This window comes from Synechococcus sp. R5-12 (assembly GCF_047502655.1).
Lineage (GTDB): Bacteria > Cyanobacteriota > Cyanobacteriia > Thermostichales > Thermostichaceae > Thermostichus.
In genome coordinates this window covers 1-15490 of the sequence record NZ_JANSIM010000016.1, presented here as the reverse complement: position 1 = coordinate 15490, position 15490 = coordinate 1, and the positions used below count along the sequence as shown (strand labels likewise).

Below are 15490 nucleotides of genomic sequence, written 5' to 3'. Positions count from 1 at the left end.
TCAGTATAGTTGAGCTTATTATTGACTAGAGTCATGCTCTACCATCACCACATGGGCAGGGATCCCAGGGGGAAGAGCCTTGCAGCCGGACAAAAAGGCCAGCTCGATTAAGAAGGCAAATCCCCCCACCTCAGCGCCGCTCTGGGCCACCAATTGGGCGGTGGCAGCGGCTGTACCCCCGGTGGCAATGACATCATCCACGATCAACACCCGCTCTCCAGGCCGCAGGGCGTGGGCGTGCAGTTGGAGCTGGTCTTGGCCGTATTCCAGGCTGTAAGTCTGGCTGAGCACCGGCGGCGGCAGTTTGCCTGGCTTGCGAACCGGGACAAAGCCCAAGCCCAGGTGTTGTGCCAAAGCAGCCCCTAAAATGAACCCCCGCGACTCGATGCCGACCACATAATCTAGGGATCCCATGCCGGTGGTGCCGGCGGCCAACTGTTCAATAGCCGCCCGGAAGCCTGCCGGATCCTGCAGCAGGGGGGTCATATCCCGAAAGAGGATGCCGGGTCTGGGAAAATCGGGCACCAAGCGAATGAGGGCTCGCAGATCCATCCTGTTTTCCTCGCTGGCCAGTGGCTTGCTGTTCGCGTTAGCGGGACGGAGTCCTCAAAGGACGCTCCAAGCAACCCATCATACTCGGTTAGCTAATGGGCAGATGGGATCCCTTTTGGTCAGTCGAGCAACGGGGAAGATTTTTTATAATTGGCAAGGCTGGGGGCCGCGGCTCACCTAGTCGCCCATCTGTAAAATCGGAGATCTCTCATGCGCTACTACATGGCCATCGACTCCAATCCCCTGGCAAGTTTGCCGCTGGCTCTGTTTGGGGTGAGTAGCGAGTCGGCCTATGTCGATCTGCTGCAAGACAAGCTCATTGTGCGGGCGGGCAGCCTGTTCAACGAGACGTTCTCCTTGAGCGAGTTGGGGCGAGGGGAGCGCTTTCCCTGGCCCTGGTACTACGGGGTGGGCGTGCGCACCGATTTTCAGGGGATCGTTGGCCCGGTCACCAGCACCCAAGGGGTAATTGCCATTCCACTGGTGCAGGAAAAGCCTCTTTTTATTCCGTTGCTGGGGCCGGTGGGGCTGCAAGTGCCCTGCAAAAAGCTGGTCTTCAGCCTCAAAGATCCAGATACCTTCCTGGCCAACTTCAATCAGGGTCGCCCAGAGGTGAACGCCGGCCCGAAGAGTGTGGTGATTGAGTAGATGGGGATCCCTGTGAAACCTGAGAGACGGCGGCCTGTCAAAAGCCTACAGAGATCCCCCAGGAGTTGGGGTGGCGGGCCCAGAGGCAACGCGGCTTATGCGACGCAAGCCCGGCAAGCCGGCATCCACCACCACCACACTGCCATCCGCTAAGACTACCAAGCCGGCAGGTTGATCGAACCGGGCTGCCGAGGTGGGGCCATCCTGCCAACCGCGCTGATTCTGTCCGGCCAAGGTGGAAACTTGTCCCCCAGGCTGAAGACGACGAATGCGATGGTTGTCTCGGTCTGCCACCCAGAGGTTGCCTGCCGCATCGAAGGCCAGCCCCCCCAGGGTTTGAAAACGGGCCTCTGCCAGGGGGCCATCCCGATAGCCTGGCTCTGCCCCGGAGAGGGTGGTCACTCGTCCGCCAGCAGAGAGCCGGCGCAGGCGATGTCCATCGGCAATCCAGAGGTTCCCCTCCTTATCCACCGCCAGAGCCGTGGGCTGCAGGAGCTGGGCCTGTTCTGCTGGGCCATCGACGGATCCCGGCTGGCCGGTGCCGGCAACCGTGGTCACTTCACCTGCAGGGGTGATGCGGCGGATGCGGCGATTGGCGCGGTCGGCAACGTAGAGGCTGCCATCTGAACCCAAAGCCAGCCCAGATGGCTCCCGGAACTGAGCTCGGTCAAGCCCCCCATCTCGGTATCCGGCTATACAAGTGCCGGCAAAGGTGCTCACCTGTCGTTGCAGGTTGATATAGCGCAGGCAATGGTTGCCGCTGTCGGCCACCCACAATCCCCCCTTGGGATCCCAGAGCAGCCCCTGTGGGGAGTCAAACTGAGCTTGATTGGCTGCTCCGTCGCGGCGGCCTGCTTGGCCTGTGCCGGCCCAAACTTCCAATTCCCCCTCTGGAGACAGCCGGAAGATGCGGTGCTGGGCTCTATCGGCTAAATAGAAGGCTCCTTCAGGATCCACAGCAATGCCGCTGATTTGCTGCAGGTAGATCCTGGACTCGGTGCCGGTGTTATCAGGGGCGTTGCCGACAGGATCTGCCGCGGGCGAGGTGCGGCCATCCAGCAAAGTTTCCACCACCCAGGCCGATGCTGCCGGAGCAGTGGGGGTGGGAGAGGGGCTGGGGGAAGGAGTAGCGGCAGGCCAATCGTAGACCAGAGTGCCCAACCCTTGCCCGGAAGCATCCGCAACAGCAACCCAAACTGAGCCGGAAAGAGAAGAAGGCGGCATCACCACCAAACGGTCACCGCTGCGGGAGCGAATTTCCCCCCTCAGGATGCGCTCGGGATTGGCTGCTGCAGCAAAGAGAACTGTTTCCACCCGCTCCAAATTTTCCCCTGAGAGCAGCAACGGCTGGCCAAGGGTGGGCGCTGCCGAGCTGGTGTGCAGCAGCGGTACCCCCACCTCAGAGAGCACCAACATAGAAAGGCGGCGCTGGCGCTCTGTGTCTTGGGGAGGACGATTGACACTGCCAGAACTCCCAGAGCGGGCAGAAAGGGTCAGGGATCCCTTCCCCTGCGCCAGAGTGGTGGATCCCCGATAGGCGATGGCGCTGAGCTCCGCTTCTCCGGCGGGGGGGTTGGTAAAGGTGAAGGTGGCCGGTTGCCCTGGGCGCAGAGGGGCAGTGGCGGTTTGGCGATAGGTGCCCAGGGTAATGCTCAGGTCGATCCCTTCCACCCCCGGCCAGGTGGGAGTGCGAGCCAGCCAGCGATCCACCTCTGAGGCCGGTAGCTGGGCCACCAGATCGGATCCCTGTTCCTGGAGCAGCAGAACGATGCGGTTGCTGGGCACCGACAAGCCGGACTGGCGGGCTTGCTCGAAAGTCAGAGAAAGCGGGGAGGGAGGGAGAGGAGTTGGAGTTAAAACCGGCTGTAGGGCCGCAGGGGGAACAACGCTGGGAGACAGACTAGAAGAAGAAAGCTCGCCACAGCCCGAGAGAGCCAGCACCAAGGCACTCAGCGCAGGCCAAGATAGCGGTCTCAGGGAAACCCGTCGTGGCATGACGCAGCTCATCCTCTCCCACAGGCTGGGAAATGGCGGGAACCCAAACCCCCATGTTTATCTTCATCAGCGTACAAACCGGCGAAAATTGCCCACAACCCTCTCTGCCGCAGGAGCCACCTTGACCAATGCCTTGGCCCCTGAACCGCATTCCTATTCATGACCAACCATCCTCACCCGCAGGTGAGTCGCACTCCTCACTCCATCTATCCTTACTCAAATCCCCACCGAAAGACCAGATAGCAGTTTCAGCGGCCAGGAAATCATCCAGGCCATAGCGGTAGCGCTGTAAGTCGATGCTGCCCGCGTTCGCCCGGTTCGGCTATAGAGTGGGGACAGGCCACTCTCGCGGATGAATCAAGTAGACGGTACCCCCGGAGTGCTCCAGCCACAACGACTCTAGCTGTTCGCGGCGGTAGGTACGGCGAACCTCTTCGTTGGTTTTGGCCGCCGGATCGTGGACGATGGGATCCCCATGGCTAAACTGCTCCGCACCGCTGCCGCGAGCAAACCCCACCAGCACCGCCAGATGGCCGTTGCTTCTGGGAATTGGCGCCCCTTCCAGTTCTCCCTCACCCCAAGCATAGCTGAGGATCACCGGAACCCCTGCCGCGATCCAGGCTTCTGCTTGAGCCAAGCTCTCCAGCCGCGCCACCACGCCGGACAAACCTTGCTCGGCAGCATGGGCGACGTTGAAAGCCCAGTTGCCATGGCCCTGGTAAACCCGGTCATACACACCGGCCACTGCTGCGCGCACCAACACCTCACAGGGGCGGGGATCCCGCTTCCAGTAGGCCATCACCATCGCCAAAGAGGTGGGGCTACACCAGACCTCTCCCCCATCGGGGTACACCATCTGGGAGCACCAAGGCAGATCCAAGATTTTGCCCCAGCGGCTGGGATCCCCAGGGGATAGGCGGCTGGGCCTGACCGGCTCGTTGGAAATGGCAACTGCCACCTGATCCACAACGGCAGAACGGCCTGGCTCTTGCGTGAACAGGCGCACCCTGACCTGGAAGGCTTCTGCTCCGTTGAGGGTATCCTTGAGCACCAGCAAGTCCGTGTACAGGTTGCCATCCTCATCCCCTTGTCCTTGCACTGAGTGGCTGGCCAGAGTCAAGGGATCCGCAGCCCATACCCCGCCGTGATACCACTTTGTCCAGCGGTCTGAAAGCTTGGCCCGAATCCACAGTTCCAACCAGGTGCCGGGGGGCGTGGTGGCATTCCAGGAAGCGATTGCCCCGACCATAGGGAAGCTGGTGGGGACTGCTGGGCTGGTGGCTTCTCCCACCCAGTAGGGGCCAAGGGGATAGAAAGGGCGCCCCCGTTCGCGTAAGCGGTGCGGAGCATTATCGCGTAAGCGGGACGGAGTCCTTAGCGCCACCTCAGGCTCTTCAAGGCTGACTTCTTGCCGCAAACCCTCTGGATCCAAGACCAATTGCCCTTGGGCGTTCAGGCGGATCCCTTGGGTTGACCAGTCCTGAAACCCCTGAGCTTCTCCCGCCCGCCAGCGCTGAAACCCGGTGCGATAGGTGGAGTGGGTCTGGGCTTGCATCGTCAAGAGTCCTGGAAAAGTTGGAACAGGCTGGGCCAACGTGGGCAACCCCAGCAAGAGCAGCACAACCCCGCTGACCAGCCCAGGCAGCCCCTGCCGTTCGCGTAAGCGGGACGGAGTCCTTTGGCCACTGCCTTCTGCGAGCATTGTCCGCCTGCCCCCACTAATAGCGCGACACCGCCGGATGTCCACCAATGTACCAGCGCCAGGGGATCTCGGCTCCTTGGGTGATGCCGATGCGGGTGGTTTGGACGATGGACAACTGCGTTTGCCAAGAGGGGGATCCCTCCAGCCAAATGCCTTCCTGGCCGGCTTCCGCCCGCTCTAGCCGCCAGCCGTTGTGGGATCCGTCGATGCGCAGGGCTTGACAGAGCAGGCCCGGCCCCGCCGCCGCCCGTGCTGGCTGATTCTGTTTGTTGGCCGGGATCCAGTCTGGCAGGCGATCCAACTGAGCTGCCCGGATCAGAACCGCCGCCGGGATCCCTTCTGGCTCGGTAACGATATTTAGACAGTGGTAGAGGCCGTAGATGCGATAGATGTAGAGATGCCCTGGCGGGCCAAACATGACCTGGTTGCGTTGGGTCTTGCGGCGGTAGGCATGGCAGGCCGGATCCCCAGCCGTGTAGGCCTCCGTCTCTACGATCTGGGCCCGCACCTGCAGCCCATCGGCAAATTGCCGCACCAGAACCATGCCCAGCAAGGCAGGTGCCACCAGCGGGGCCGGCTGGCTCAACCACTCCACAGCGTCCACGGCAGGCTTGGCAGCCCTCAGCCCCCAGCAACGGCAGGGACGATGCTCACCTCATCCCCATCTTGCAGAGGGGTGTCACATCCCTTGAGGAAGCGAATGTCTTCGCTGTTCACATAAAAGTTGACGAAGCGGCGCAATTCCCCCTTCTCATCGCACAGCCGCGCCTTAATCCCCGGACAGCGTTGTTCCAAAGCATCCAACAATTCGCGGATGGTGGATCCCTCGCAATTCACCACCCCCTGATCCTGGGTGAGCGCCCGCAGCGTGTTGGGAATCAGCACCTTGACTGCCATAGCCCAATGCCTCGTCCATTAACCAACATCAAAAAACTAGGGTAGCAGCACCCCATCGATGCCGTGAATCACGCCGTTGGAAACTGGAATATCCGCCAGGTTCACGTTAGCCCCGTTGACCCGGATGCTGCCATCGGATCCCACCTGCACCTGCAGCGGCAGCCCTGCCAAGGTGGTCAGAGTGGTCGATTGGCCGGGCCGCAGGTCAAACGAGGTAATCCGCCCCGGCACCACATGATACGTGAGAATGCGGGTGAGCTGAGCCCGGCTGGCCGGCTGCAACAGCGTCTCCACCGTAACCGGCGGCAGTTGCCCAAAGGCCACATCGGAAGGGGCAAAGACCGTGAACGGCCCCGGCCCTGCCAACGCCGTATTCAGGCCCGTCGCCCGCAAAGCTGCCGCCAGCGTCGAGTAGCTGCTGGGCAAAGTTTCCAGCTCAACGGCAATGGTGTTTAGCCCTTGAGGCTGGGCCGCAGGAGCAAAGACAAGCGGGGCCACTACAGCCGCCAACGGGATCCAACGGCGAACAAGGCGTTGAACAGAAGGAAAGATAGGCATTGTGCAAAGCTCCTGAGCCAATAGGTCTACGCCAGGGATCTTAACAGTTCTTCATTAAGATTCTGTTAAGAGGCAATGGAGAGGGTCTTCCCTGCAAACCGAGTTCATACTGATGCCTCTTGCCAGTCCAGCCGCTCCAGGGTGCGGGCGCGCTCCAAAGCCTGTTCAAAGCTCTCCAGCCTGGGCGAGATCACCAGAGGATGGCCTACGTGGGCTTGAACCGCCTCCTGGGTCTTCAGACCGTTGCCGGTAATGTAGGCTACTGTAACCGCCTCGGGATCAAGTTGGCCGGACTCTGCTAGGCGTTTGAGCACGGCAATGGTGGTGCCGCCGGCGGTTTCGGTGAAGATGCCTTCGGTCTCGGCCAAAAGCTTGATGCCGGCAACAATCTCCGGATCGGCAGCCGTCTCGATCTGGCCGCCGGTTTTGCGGGCGATCTCCAGGGCGTAGATCCCGTCAGCAGGGTTGCCGATGGCGATGGACTTGGCGATGGTATTGGGCTTAACAGGGCTGACAAAGTCCCGTCCCTCGCGGAAGGCTTGGGCAATGGGCGAACATCCCTGCGCCTGGGCGCCGTGGAAGGTGACCGGCTTATCCGCCACCAGCCCCACCTTCACAAACTCCTGGAAGCCTTTATAAACCTTGGTGTACAGGGATCCCGAGGCCAATGGGATCACCACCTGATCCGGCAGTTGCCAACCCAGTTGCTCCGCCACCTCGTAGGCCAGGGTTTTGGAGCCTTCCGAGTAGTAGGGGCGCAGGTTGATATTGACGAAGCCCCAGCCGTAGCGATCCGCCACCTCGGCGCAGAGGCGATTCACCTGGTCGTAGTTGCCCTCCACCGCCATGACGGTGGGGTTGTAAATCAGGGATCCCAGCACTTTGCCCGCTTCTAAGTCCGCCGGGATGAAGATGGTGCAGTCCAAGCCGGCGTGGGCGGCAATGGCAGCGGTGGAGTTGGCCAGATTGCCCGTGCTGGCGCAGGAAACGGTGGTAAAACCCAGCTCCTTGGCGCGGGTCAGCGCCACCGACACCACCCGATCCTTGAAGCTAAGGGTGGGCATGTTGACGGCATCGTTCTTGATGTAAAGATTTTTTAACCCTAGCCGCCGACCCAGCCGCTCCGCCTTAACCAGCGGGGTCATGCCGGTGCCCACATCGATGGGCTTTTCAGAAGTTACTGGCAGAAAAGGCCGATAGCGCCAGATAGACAGCGGCCCAGCTTGGATGCTCTGCCGGCTGACGCTGTGCCTCAGCCAGTCGTAGTCATAAACCACTTCCAGGGGGCCGAAGCAGAGGTCGCACACGTGCTTGGCGACTGGCTCGTACTCTGCCCCACATTCCCGACAGCGCAAACGGCTGAAGCCCACCTTGGAGCTGTGCAAGGCAGAGGCCAACGGGGAATCGGCAGGGCTGAGCGGGCGTTCGGAAAGAGTTTGGGACATGGGCAGCCTCAAGGTGAAGGAAAGGGTGGGCGCTGGATTGAACTTACCTATCGTTGGGGGGAATCTTATCACCCGCAATCTGCCGCGTCAACTAAACCCGACTAAAATAGTCTGGATTAGATCCGGTTGAGGATAATGGAATCGGTGCTTGGCTCTCTCAGGCGGGCTGTCTGGTGTTTGTATGAGCCGCAACATCCCTTGGGCGACTCTGCCCTTTCCTCTGGGATCCCCTGCTATCGGCAGCCTTGGGGGAGCTGATCCCAGCGCCCTGAGGTCTCTTCAACTCTTCAATCAGGTGACTTAGGCTGGGAACTGAGCCTCTACCCAACTTTATTTCCCAGGGCAACAGAAAACTTTCCCTACTGCTCTGCCTGCCTCAGGCCGGTCGCAAATAACCCTATCCGTTGCCGCCATCGCTAAGCTGGATAAGCGAGCTGAAATAACCTGAAAATTAAAAGACCGGGGATCCCGGCTATTCATTTTGGAATTGCCACCCTATGCTCAGAGTTGGACGGGACAGCATTGATTTTCTCGATCACTACGATGTGGTGGTGGTCGGCGGGGGGCACTCCGGCTGTGAGGCAGCATTGGCGGCAGCGCGGCTGGGCTGTAACACCCTCATGCTGACGTTGAATCTGGACAAGATCGCCTGGCAACCCTGTAACCCTGCCGTCGGCGGCCCGGCCAAATCGCAACTGGTACACGAAATCGATGCTCTCGGCGGCGAGATGGGCAAAGTTACCGACCGCACCTATTTGCAAAAGCGGGTGCTCAACCGTTCGCGGGGGCCGGCGGTGTGGGCGCTGCGGGCGCAAACCGACAAAAGGGAATATGCGCGGGTGATGCGCTCGGTGGTGGAAAACCAGCCTAACCTGACGATTCGCGAGGGCACTGTCACCGATTTGGTGTTGGGGCGCAACGACGAGGTGGTGGGCGTGGTCACCCATTTCGGCACCATCTTCGGCTGTCGGGCGGTGATCCTGACCACCGGTACATTTTTGGGGGGGCGCATCTGGATTGGTCGCCACTGGCAAGCTGCCGGACGGGCAGGGGAATTTGCCGTGGAAGGGCTGACCGACACCCTGCGCCAACTGGGCTTTGAAACGGGCCGGCTGAAGACCGGCACCCCCGCCCGTGTGGATCGGCGCAGCGTGGATTTTTCCGTCATGGAGCGGCAACCGGGGGATCCCGATGTGCGCTGGTTTAGCTTCGACCCCGAAGTGTGGGTGCCACGGGAGCAGATGGATTGCTACTTGACCCGCACCACCCCAGAGACCCACCGCATCATCCGGGAAAATCTCCACGAAACCCCTGTCTATGGCGGCTGGGTGGAGGCCAAAGGGCCCCGCTACTGCCCCAGCATCGAAGACAAGATTGTCCGCTTTGCCGACAAGGAAAGCCATCAGATTTTTATTGAGCCGGAAGGGCGGGATCTGCCGGAGCTCTACATCCAGGGGTTCTCCACGGGGATGCCGGAGAAAATCCAGATCCAGATGTTGCGCTCCTTGCCTGGCCTGGAGCGGTGCGTCATGCTGCGGCCTGCCTATGCGGTGGAATACGACTATCTGCCGGCCACCCAGCTCTACCCCACTCTGATGACCAAAAAGGTGCAGGGGTTGTTTTGCGCCGGCCAGATCAACGGCACCACCGGCTACGAAGAGGCGGCAGCTCAGGGGCTCATAGCCGGGATCAACGCCGCCCGCCTGGTTCAAGGCAAGCCCCTGGTCACCCTGCCGCGGGAGTCCAGCTACATCGGCACCCTCATCGACGATCTCTGCACCAAAGAACTGCGGGAGCCCTACCGCATGCTCACCAGCCGCTCCGAATACCGCCTCATCCTGCGCTCCGACAATGCCGACCAACGGCTCACCCCCCTGGGGCGAGAATGGGGCTTGATCGATGACCGGCGCTGGGCCCTGTTCCAAGCCAAGCAAGCGCGCATTGCCGCAGAAATCGAGCGCCTGGAAACGCAGCGGGTGAAGGCCCACGACCTGGCCGGCATCCAACTAAGCCAACTGACGGGGCAGGGGATCAAGGGATCCGCCACTCTGGCCGAGATCTTGCGCCGCAACCAGATTCACTACTCCGATCTCCTGGAACTGGGGCTGGGGGATGCGGAGCTGGATCCCTTTGAGCAGGAAGCAGCGGAAATTGCCGTCAAATACAGCGGCTACATCCAGCGGCAGCAAAGCCAAATCGAGCAGGTGAGCAAACAGTACCATCGCCCCTTGCCTCCTGACCTCGACTACCAGGCCATCCCCACCCTATCCAAAGAGTCGCGGGATAAGCTCTCGGCGGTGCGTCCCCTCACCGTGGGCCAGGCAGCCCGCATTGGCGGTGTCAACCCCGCCGACATCAATGCCCTGCTGATCTACCTGGAAGTGAGGCAACGTCAGAGGACGGCTGCGGCAGATCCCGTCTGTTCTTCTCTGTGAGCTCCGCCCCCACCCAGGTAGAGGGAAGGGATCCCTTCTAGGGGCATGCGCGAGGCCACCCCCAGCTCCAGCGGCGAGACCTCCCCCCGCAGCCAGTGGCAGAGCCCAGCTGCCCCAATCATGGCGGCATTGTCGGTGCAGAGGGCTAGAGGCGGGATCACCACCCGCAACCCCCTTTGCCGGGCTGCTTCTGTGAGGCGGGCCCTCAGCTCCCGATTGGCAGCTACCCCTCCCGTCAGCAGCAGCGTCGAGAGGCCCAGCGCCTCGGCGCAGGCCACTGCCTTTTCGGTGAGCACATGGGTCAGACAGGCCTGGAAGCTGGCGGCAATGTCGGCAATGGGCAACTCCTGGCCTTGCTGCTGCAACTGCTGGACTAGGCGCAACACCGCCGTTTTCAGGCCGCTGAAGCTTGTGTCGTAGGGATGCTCCACTTTGCCCTCGGGCAGCGGGAACCGCTCTGGATCCCCCTGCTGAGCCCAGCGGTCAATCTGCGGTCCCCCCGGATAGCCCAGCCCCAGCAGCCGCGCCACTTTGTCAAACGCTTCGCCGGCAGCATCGTCGCGGGTGCGACCCACCGTCTGGTACTGCCCGTAGTCCTTCATCCAGATCAAGCTGGTGTGGCCCCCCGACACCAAAAGGCAGAGGCAGGGGGGGCGCAGATCGGGCTCGGCCAAAAAGCCGCTAAAGAGATGGCCCTCCAGATGGTGCACCCCGATCAGGGGCTTGTCGTGGAGCAAAGCCAAGGTCTTGGCCCCCATCAGCCCCACCAGCAGGGATCCCACCAGGCCCGGCGCACAGGTTACGGCAATGGCATCTACCTCGGCCACCTCCAATCCTGCCTGTTGCAGAGCCCTCTCCAGCACAAAGGGCAAGGTTTCCACATGCTGACGAGAGGCCACCTCCGGCACCACCCCCCCGTAAGCAGCATGAAGGTCGATTTGGCTGGCCACCACCGAGCTGAGCTGCCGCGGGGCAAACCCCGGCCAGGCCACATCCGCCGTCACCACAGCCACAGCCGTTTCGTCACAACTGGTTTCGATGGCAAGGACGCGGGGCATGGGAGAGCAGGCTGGGCAAAAGGGATAGGAGAGCTTTGGGATACTTGAGATACTTGAATTAAGAATTGTGTGAGCTAAAACCCGGGATCCGTCGGGGCGAGGCGCTCAGGAGTATGATACTAACCGTTTAGTGCCTGTTTCTGCACTTAGCATCCCTTAGCATTTGGACAGATCTTAGACCCCTACCTCAAGGACACATCCTGCTATGCGAACCTTTTTAAGCCTTCTTTTGGCCCTTTGCATCGCGCTTGGCCTCGCCCAATCTGTGCAGGCAGAGCCCTTGATTGGTCTGAAACCTTGCAGCGAAGTTCCCGCCTTTCAGGCCCTGATGAACGAACGCCTGAGCAGCCTAGAGGAGAAGATCCTCAACGCCAGCCCTGCTATGGCTCCCGTCTACCAGCAAAAGCTGGCCCAAACCAGCAAGCGCTTTGAGCGCTACAGCAAGCTGCTCTGCGGCGAAGAGGGCCTGCCCCACCTGGTTACGGATGGTCGGTTGAACCATGCGGGCGAGTTTCTCATCCCCGGTCTGCTCTTCCTGTATATTGCCGGTTGGCTGGGCTGGGCCGGGCGTTCTTACCTGATCGCGGTTCGGGATGAGGATAGCCCCGAGATGAAAGAGAGCCTGATCGATGTACCGCTGGCGCTGCGGTGCTTCCTCACGGCTTTGGCTTGGCCCGCTGCTGCTTTTAAGGAAATTGCCAGCGGCGAAATTCGAGAGCCGGAAGCGGCTGTGCCCATCTCCCCCCGCTGAGGAGCTGAGCCCGGCTTTCTAACTCGATTTATTTAACTTTTGAGAGGCGTCTATGGCTGATTTCACCAAGTTTCTCACCACTGCTCCGGTGGCATTTATCCTGTTTTCCAGCTTTGTTTTTGCCCTGTTCATCGAGATCAATCGCTTCTTCCCCGACATTTTGACGTTCTGAGTGTAGGCCAGGGATCCCCAGCGCAACCTACGCCCAGTGGGATCCCTGCTTTTTTAGGCTTTTTTCCATCCTCCTTTGAACTGGACACAGAGTTGCTGAAATGGTCGAACCCAATGTCGATCCTGCTCCGTTGAATAGGTTGAACATGAATAAGGGATACGTCACCGTCCCTGAGGGAGATCCGCAAATTGGGGATCTCTGGACACCGATCAACCACGCGCCTGTTGTCCGGCTGTTGATCGACTGGCTGCCCATCAACCGACCGGGATTGAGTTCCATTTGGCGGGGCTTGGAAATCGGTATGGCCCACGGCTATTGGCTGGTAGGCCCCTTTGCCAAGCTGGGGCCGCTGCGCAACGAGCCCATCGGTCTGCTGAGCGGCTTTTTGGGAGCCTGTGGCCTGATCTTGATTCTGACGGCGGCCCTTTCTCTCTACGGCACTGTCACTTCGCAGCGCAACATAGGGCCGGTAGGGGGATCCCAATCTTGGAGCGAATTGGCTGCCGGCTTCTTGGTAGGGGGCATGGGGGGGGCGGTCGTCGCCTACCTGCTTTTGCTGAATGCAGATCTCCTTGTCCCCGCATCTTAACTGGAGCTATTGGCCATCCGTTGGATCATCCACAACGTCTTTAATCGCTTCTCGAGCATCCTCGACTCCAGGGTGGGTGGCTGCCTTTGTTTGCTCGGCCTTACCTTCCAGCCTTTCACGCTGATCGCTGGCCAGCTCACCCACAATTTCTTGGATTTTGCTCTCCAGATTCTTGGCAGTAACTCCAACTGGCTTTTCAAGGCTCATAACATCAGCCCCTTAACCGGCTTTGCCCTGTCTACTCGATAGCACCTTTTCTCTCTGGGCCTCGTGATCCAAATCACCTGCAAGGGGGGAAAGAGCGCGAGTCAGGCTAGCAGACCAGAGGAAGCTTGTCTTAGCATGGACTGAATCCTGCAATGAGCCGATGACAGCGGTTCTAGACATTTTTTCTGCCTATCTTTCGTGAGCTGCTGTGAACGATCTGCTGTTCGAGCCCACTTCCGAAAGGCCCTCCTTGGCCGAGATTCGCCGCCTATCGCCCGCAGCCTTGGCCTACCTGGGAGACGCCATTTACGAACTGCATGTGCGGCGGCAACGGCTATTTCCTCCGGATCGACTGGAGCGCTATCATCAGCAGGTGGTGAGGCGGGTGCGCGGCTCGGCTCAAGCTAAGCTGCTGTTGGCCCTGTTGCCCCATCTCAACCCCGAAGAGCAGGAAATTGTCCGCTGGGGTCGCAATGGCTGCGGTCGCCCACCCCGGCATCTGCCTCTGGCCGATTACCAAAACGCCAGCGGCCTGGAAACAGTTCTGGGCTATCTCTACCTGGCCAATCCCGAACGGCTGCGCCATATCCTCGCCCTCACTGATGTTTTGGCTGAGACCCTAGGCGAGTGGGAAGGTTAGGATAGTCTTTCCGTCTTTCCATCTTCCACGCCCATGCCCAAGACTTCTCAGCGCAAACCTGCTTCACGGCTGTCTCGCTCGGGCAAACTGCAGCCGCGAAGGGCAGGGCAATCCGTTAGCAAGCGGGTACAGCGGCCCAAACGCCGAGACGGGGATCCCAAGCTTGCCACCCAAGAGGCTCCGGTGAAGCCCATCCGTCGCGACGCGCAACGGCAGTGGCCCCAAGGCAAGATGGCTCCTCAACCAGTAGGCGAGCTGGATCCCGGCCTCTCCACTGGCGAGACAGGGATCTTGCCAGGGGAAGTTCAGCCTCAGGCCGACGGGAATCCGGAGACCGAGCTGGAGCAAGAGATTATCTACGGTCGCCAGACAGTACTGGCTGCTTTGAAAAGTCAAGCCACCCTCAATCGGGTTTGGATCTTGCCGAAGTTGCGCTACAGCCCCCAATTTTTGTCTCTGTTGGAAGAGGCCAAAGCGCGGGGCACCGTTATCGACGAAGTGTCTCCAAAGCGGCTGAACGCCCTCACGGCTGGCGCCAACCACCAGGGTATCGCTGCCCAAGCCACGCCTTATCAGTACGTGGCCCTGGAGGATTTGGTGGAAAGAAGCCGGCAGGCCGGCCCCAATCCGGTGCTGGTAGTCCTAGACGGGATCCAGGATCCCCATAACTTGGGAGCCATTGCCCGTAGTGTGGAGGCTTTTGGCATGCAGGGGATGGTGATCCCACAACGGCGGGCAGCAGGGGTAACCTCGACGGTGATGAAGGTAGCGGCGGGAGCCCTCTCCACCTTGCCGGTGGCGCGGGTGGTGAATTTGAATCGGGCTTTGGAATACCTCAAAGAGCAGGGGTTTTGGGTTTATGGCACCACCAGCCGAGGGACTGACCTCATCTATAGAGCCGATTTTCAACGGCCCATTGCCTTGGTGGTGGGATCCGAGGGGGAAGGGATTAGCCTGCTCACACAGCGCCATTGTGACCAACTGCTGTCCATTCCCTTGGCAGGCCGTACTGAAAGCTTGAATGCTTCTGTGGCCGCCGGCATTGCCCTCTACGAAATCCACCGGCAGCGCTCTCCCCACCACCTCAAACGCCCTGAGGTTGATACATTCCTCAACAAATCGTCAATAAAAGTAGTAGAATCTAGGGGATTGCAAAAGGACATCCAATGATTGCGAGACTTGATAATGGGGGATGGATCCCGTGAGCAACCCTTTGGCCAATCTGTTGGATAAGCTGCGCGGCCTATCGGTCTGGATCGAGATCACCACCGAGGACTGCACCTACTACTACGGCCCCTTCTCCGATGAAGCTGAGGCGGAGCGGCTCAAAGGCCACTACATCGCCGACCTGCAAAAGGAAGGAGCCAAAAAGATCCAGGCTCTGGTGAAGAAAATGCGCCAGCCACAGTCTCTGACGGTGACCCGTACTCCGTCGGGAGCCCGTTCCTGATGTCTGCTACGGCTTATCAAGTAACCCTTCATCACCGCGGCCAAACCTACCGCTTCCCTGCCTCTGCGGATCAGACGGTTTTACAAGCTGCTCTTGAACACGGGATAGAGCTACCTTCCTCTTGTCAGGCGGGGGTTTGCACCACCTGTGCGGGGCGGCTGAAGTCGGGATCTGTGACTCAGACAGAGGCAATGGGGATTGGGCCAGAACTGCAGGCCCAAGGGTTTGTGCTGCTGTGTGTAGCCTATGCTACCTCCGATTTGGAGGTGGAGACCGATCAAGAGGAAGAGGTTTACCGTTTGCAGTTTGGCTCCTAACCGTGCCGGATTTCTGTTCAGGTCTACTTGTTAGCTTATGGGGGTGTGGGGGTAGCTAAGCCCCGCACTGTACC

General features: G+C 60.3%; 18 protein-coding genes. 9 read left to right on the top strand and 9 right to left on the bottom strand.

Features of this window, described 5'->3' with window-relative positions:
* Positions 1-18: 18 nt before the first annotated feature.
* Positions 19-552 (bottom strand): adenine phosphoribosyltransferase, encoded by a 534-nt coding sequence (locus NW843_RS01275; RefSeq protein WP_414424837.1) that lies wholly within the window; start codon positions 550-552, stop codon positions 19-21.
* Positions 553-762: 210 nt separating this feature from the next.
* Here NW843_RS01275 and NW843_RS01270 point away from each other — a divergent pair, with 210 nt between their 5' ends.
* On the top strand, positions 763-1200 hold the full coding sequence (locus tag NW843_RS01270) for a hypothetical protein (protein ID WP_414521882.1): 438 nt from the start codon (positions 763-765) through the stop codon (positions 1198-1200).
* 45 nt (positions 1201-1245) lie between these two features.
* On the opposite strand, the gene NW843_RS01265 is transcribed toward NW843_RS01270, so the two are convergent.
* The 6 genes from NW843_RS01265 to thrC all read right to left on the bottom strand — a co-directional run bounded on the left by NW843_RS01265 (position 1246) and on the right by thrC (position 7797).
* Positions 1246-3195, bottom strand: a complete 1950-nt coding sequence (locus NW843_RS01265) for an NHL repeat-containing protein (protein WP_414521881.1) — start codon at positions 3193-3195, stop codon at positions 1246-1248.
* Between the two features lie 322 nt (positions 3196-3517).
* Positions 3518-4897 (bottom strand): peptidase C39 family protein, encoded by a 1380-nt coding sequence (locus NW843_RS01260; protein ID WP_414521880.1) that lies wholly within the window; start codon positions 4895-4897, stop codon positions 3518-3520.
* A gap of 16 nt (positions 4898-4913) precedes the next feature.
* Complete coding sequence (locus NW843_RS01255; protein ID WP_011434357.1) at positions 4914-5492, bottom strand: DNA-3-methyladenine glycosylase; 579 nt, start codon at positions 5490-5492, stop codon at positions 4914-4916.
* Between the two features lie 26 nt (positions 5493-5518).
* Positions 5519-5794, bottom strand: a complete 276-nt coding sequence (locus tag NW843_RS01250; protein ID WP_011434358.1) for a ubiquitin-like small modifier protein 1 — start codon at positions 5792-5794, stop codon at positions 5519-5521.
* Between the two features lie 36 nt (positions 5795-5830).
* Entirely contained in the window at positions 5831-6352 is a 522-nt protein-coding gene (locus tag NW843_RS01245) for a fasciclin domain-containing protein (protein WP_414521879.1), read from the bottom strand.
* A 104-nt stretch (positions 6353-6456) separates the two neighbouring features.
* The gene (gene thrC, locus NW843_RS01240) at positions 6457-7797 is read right to left on the bottom strand and encodes a threonine synthase (protein ID WP_414521878.1); all 1341 of its coding nucleotides are present in this window, start codon (positions 7795-7797) and stop codon (positions 6457-6459) included.
* A gap of 497 nt (positions 7798-8294) precedes the next feature.
* On the opposite strand from thrC, the gene mnmG reads away from it, so the two are divergent.
* Positions 8295-10232, top strand: coding sequence for a tRNA uridine-5-carboxymethylaminomethyl(34) synthesis enzyme MnmG (gene mnmG / locus NW843_RS01235; protein WP_414521877.1), 1938 nt, complete (start codon positions 8295-8297; stop codon positions 10230-10232).
* Here mnmG and tsaD read toward each other — a convergent pair.
* Positions 10190-11290 carry a tRNA (adenosine(37)-N6)-threonylcarbamoyltransferase complex transferase subunit TsaD gene (gene tsaD, locus NW843_RS01230; RefSeq protein WP_414521876.1) on the bottom strand — a complete coding sequence of 367 codons (1101 nt, stop codon included), beginning with the start codon at positions 11288-11290 and terminating at the stop codon, positions 10190-10192. The two genes, mnmG and tsaD, sit on opposite strands and share 43 nt — an antisense overlap.
* A 205-nt stretch (positions 11291-11495) precedes the next feature.
* On the opposite strand from tsaD, the gene NW843_RS01225 reads away from it, so the two are divergent.
* The 3 genes from NW843_RS01225 (at position 11496) to NW843_RS01215 (ending at position 12802) form a co-directional block, all read left to right on the top strand.
* The gene (locus tag NW843_RS01225; protein WP_414342216.1) at positions 11496-12041 is read left to right on the top strand and encodes a Photosystem I reaction center subunit III; all 546 of its coding nucleotides are present in this window, start codon (positions 11496-11498) and stop codon (positions 12039-12041) included.
* Positions 12042-12093: 52 nt separating this feature from the next.
* Positions 12094-12213 carry a photosystem I reaction center subunit IX gene (locus NW843_RS01220; protein ID WP_011434365.1) on the top strand — a complete coding sequence of 40 codons (120 nt, stop codon included), beginning with the start codon at positions 12094-12096 and terminating at the stop codon, positions 12211-12213.
* Positions 12214-12313: 100 nt separating this feature from the next.
* Positions 12314-12802 carry a photosystem I reaction center protein subunit XI gene (locus tag NW843_RS01215; RefSeq protein WP_414521875.1) on the top strand — a complete coding sequence of 163 codons (489 nt, stop codon included), beginning with the start codon at positions 12314-12316 and terminating at the stop codon, positions 12800-12802.
* Between the two features lie 6 nt (positions 12803-12808).
* On the opposite strand, the gene NW843_RS01210 is transcribed toward NW843_RS01215, so the two are convergent.
* The gene (locus NW843_RS01210) at positions 12809-13009 is read right to left on the bottom strand and encodes a hypothetical protein (protein WP_041436874.1); all 201 of its coding nucleotides are present in this window, start codon (positions 13007-13009) and stop codon (positions 12809-12811) included.
* 208 nt (positions 13010-13217) lie between these two features.
* On the opposite strand from NW843_RS01210, the gene NW843_RS01205 reads away from it, so the two are divergent.
* Genes NW843_RS01205 through NW843_RS01190 form a run of 4 tightly spaced genes read left to right on the top strand, consistent with a single transcriptional unit; the run spans position 13218 to position 15416 of the window.
* Positions 13218-13649 carry a ribonuclease III domain-containing protein gene (locus NW843_RS01205; protein ID WP_011434368.1) on the top strand — a complete coding sequence of 144 codons (432 nt, stop codon included), beginning with the start codon at positions 13218-13220 and terminating at the stop codon, positions 13647-13649.
* 33 nt (positions 13650-13682) lie between these two features.
* A complete protein-coding gene (gene rlmB, locus NW843_RS01200) occupies positions 13683-14819 on the top strand; it encodes a 23S rRNA (guanosine(2251)-2'-O)-methyltransferase RlmB (RefSeq protein WP_414521874.1) in 1137 nt (378 codons plus the stop codon).
* 22 nt (positions 14820-14841) lie between these two features.
* Positions 14842-15099, top strand: coding sequence for a DUF1816 domain-containing protein (locus NW843_RS01195; RefSeq protein ID WP_414406460.1), 258 nt, complete (start codon positions 14842-14844; stop codon positions 15097-15099).
* A complete protein-coding gene (locus NW843_RS01190) occupies positions 15099-15416 on the top strand; it encodes a 2Fe-2S iron-sulfur cluster-binding protein (RefSeq protein WP_011434371.1) in 318 nt (105 codons plus the stop codon). The genes NW843_RS01195 and NW843_RS01190 overlap by 1 nt, the downstream gene beginning before the upstream one ends.
* The last annotated feature ends 74 nt before the right edge of the window (positions 15417-15490 follow it).

Bases quoted from the DNA above. Each gene is read 5' to 3' on its own strand.
- rlmB (WP_414521874.1), top strand. From the start codon at position 13,683: ATGCCCAAGACTTCTCAGCGCAAACCTGCTTCACGGCTGTCTCGCTCG.
- NW843_RS01260 (WP_414521880.1), bottom strand. From the start codon at position 4,897: ATGCTCGCAGAAGGCAGTGGCCAAAGGACTCCGTCCCGCTTACGCGAA.
- NW843_RS01195 (WP_414406460.1), top strand. From the start codon at position 14,842: ATGGATCCCGTGAGCAACCCTTTGGCCAATCTGTTGGATAAGCTGCGC.
- NW843_RS01270 (WP_414521882.1), top strand. From the start codon at position 763: ATGCGCTACTACATGGCCATCGACTCCAATCCCCTGGCAAGTTTGCCG.
- NW843_RS01245 (WP_414521879.1), bottom strand. From the start codon at position 6,352: ATGCCTATCTTTCCTTCTGTTCAACGCCTTGTTCGCCGTTGGATCCCG.
- NW843_RS01250 (WP_011434358.1), bottom strand. From the start codon at position 5,794: ATGGCAGTCAAGGTGCTGATTCCCAACACGCTGCGGGCGCTCACCCAG.
- thrC (WP_414521878.1), bottom strand. From the start codon at position 7,797: ATGTCCCAAACTCTTTCCGAACGCCCGCTCAGCCCTGCCGATTCCCCG.
- NW843_RS01275 (WP_414424837.1), bottom strand. From the start codon at position 552: ATGGATCTGCGAGCCCTCATTCGCTTGGTGCCCGATTTTCCCAGACCC.
- NW843_RS01225 (WP_414342216.1), top strand. From the start codon at position 11,496: ATGCGAACCTTTTTAAGCCTTCTTTTGGCCCTTTGCATCGCGCTTGGC.
- tsaD (WP_414521876.1), bottom strand. From the start codon at position 11,290: ATGCCCCGCGTCCTTGCCATCGAAACCAGTTGTGACGAAACGGCTGTG.
- NW843_RS01215 (WP_414521875.1), top strand. From the start codon at position 12,314: ATGGTCGAACCCAATGTCGATCCTGCTCCGTTGAATAGGTTGAACATG.
- NW843_RS01190 (WP_011434371.1), top strand. From the start codon at position 15,099: ATGTCTGCTACGGCTTATCAAGTAACCCTTCATCACCGCGGCCAAACC.
- NW843_RS01265 (WP_414521881.1), bottom strand. From the start codon at position 3,195: ATGCCACGACGGGTTTCCCTGAGACCGCTATCTTGGCCTGCGCTGAGT.
- NW843_RS01210 (WP_041436874.1), bottom strand. From the start codon at position 13,009: ATGAGCCTTGAAAAGCCAGTTGGAGTTACTGCCAAGAATCTGGAGAGC.
- mnmG (WP_414521877.1), top strand. From the start codon at position 8,295: ATGCTCAGAGTTGGACGGGACAGCATTGATTTTCTCGATCACTACGAT.
- NW843_RS01220 (WP_011434365.1), top strand. From the start codon at position 12,094: ATGGCTGATTTCACCAAGTTTCTCACCACTGCTCCGGTGGCATTTATC.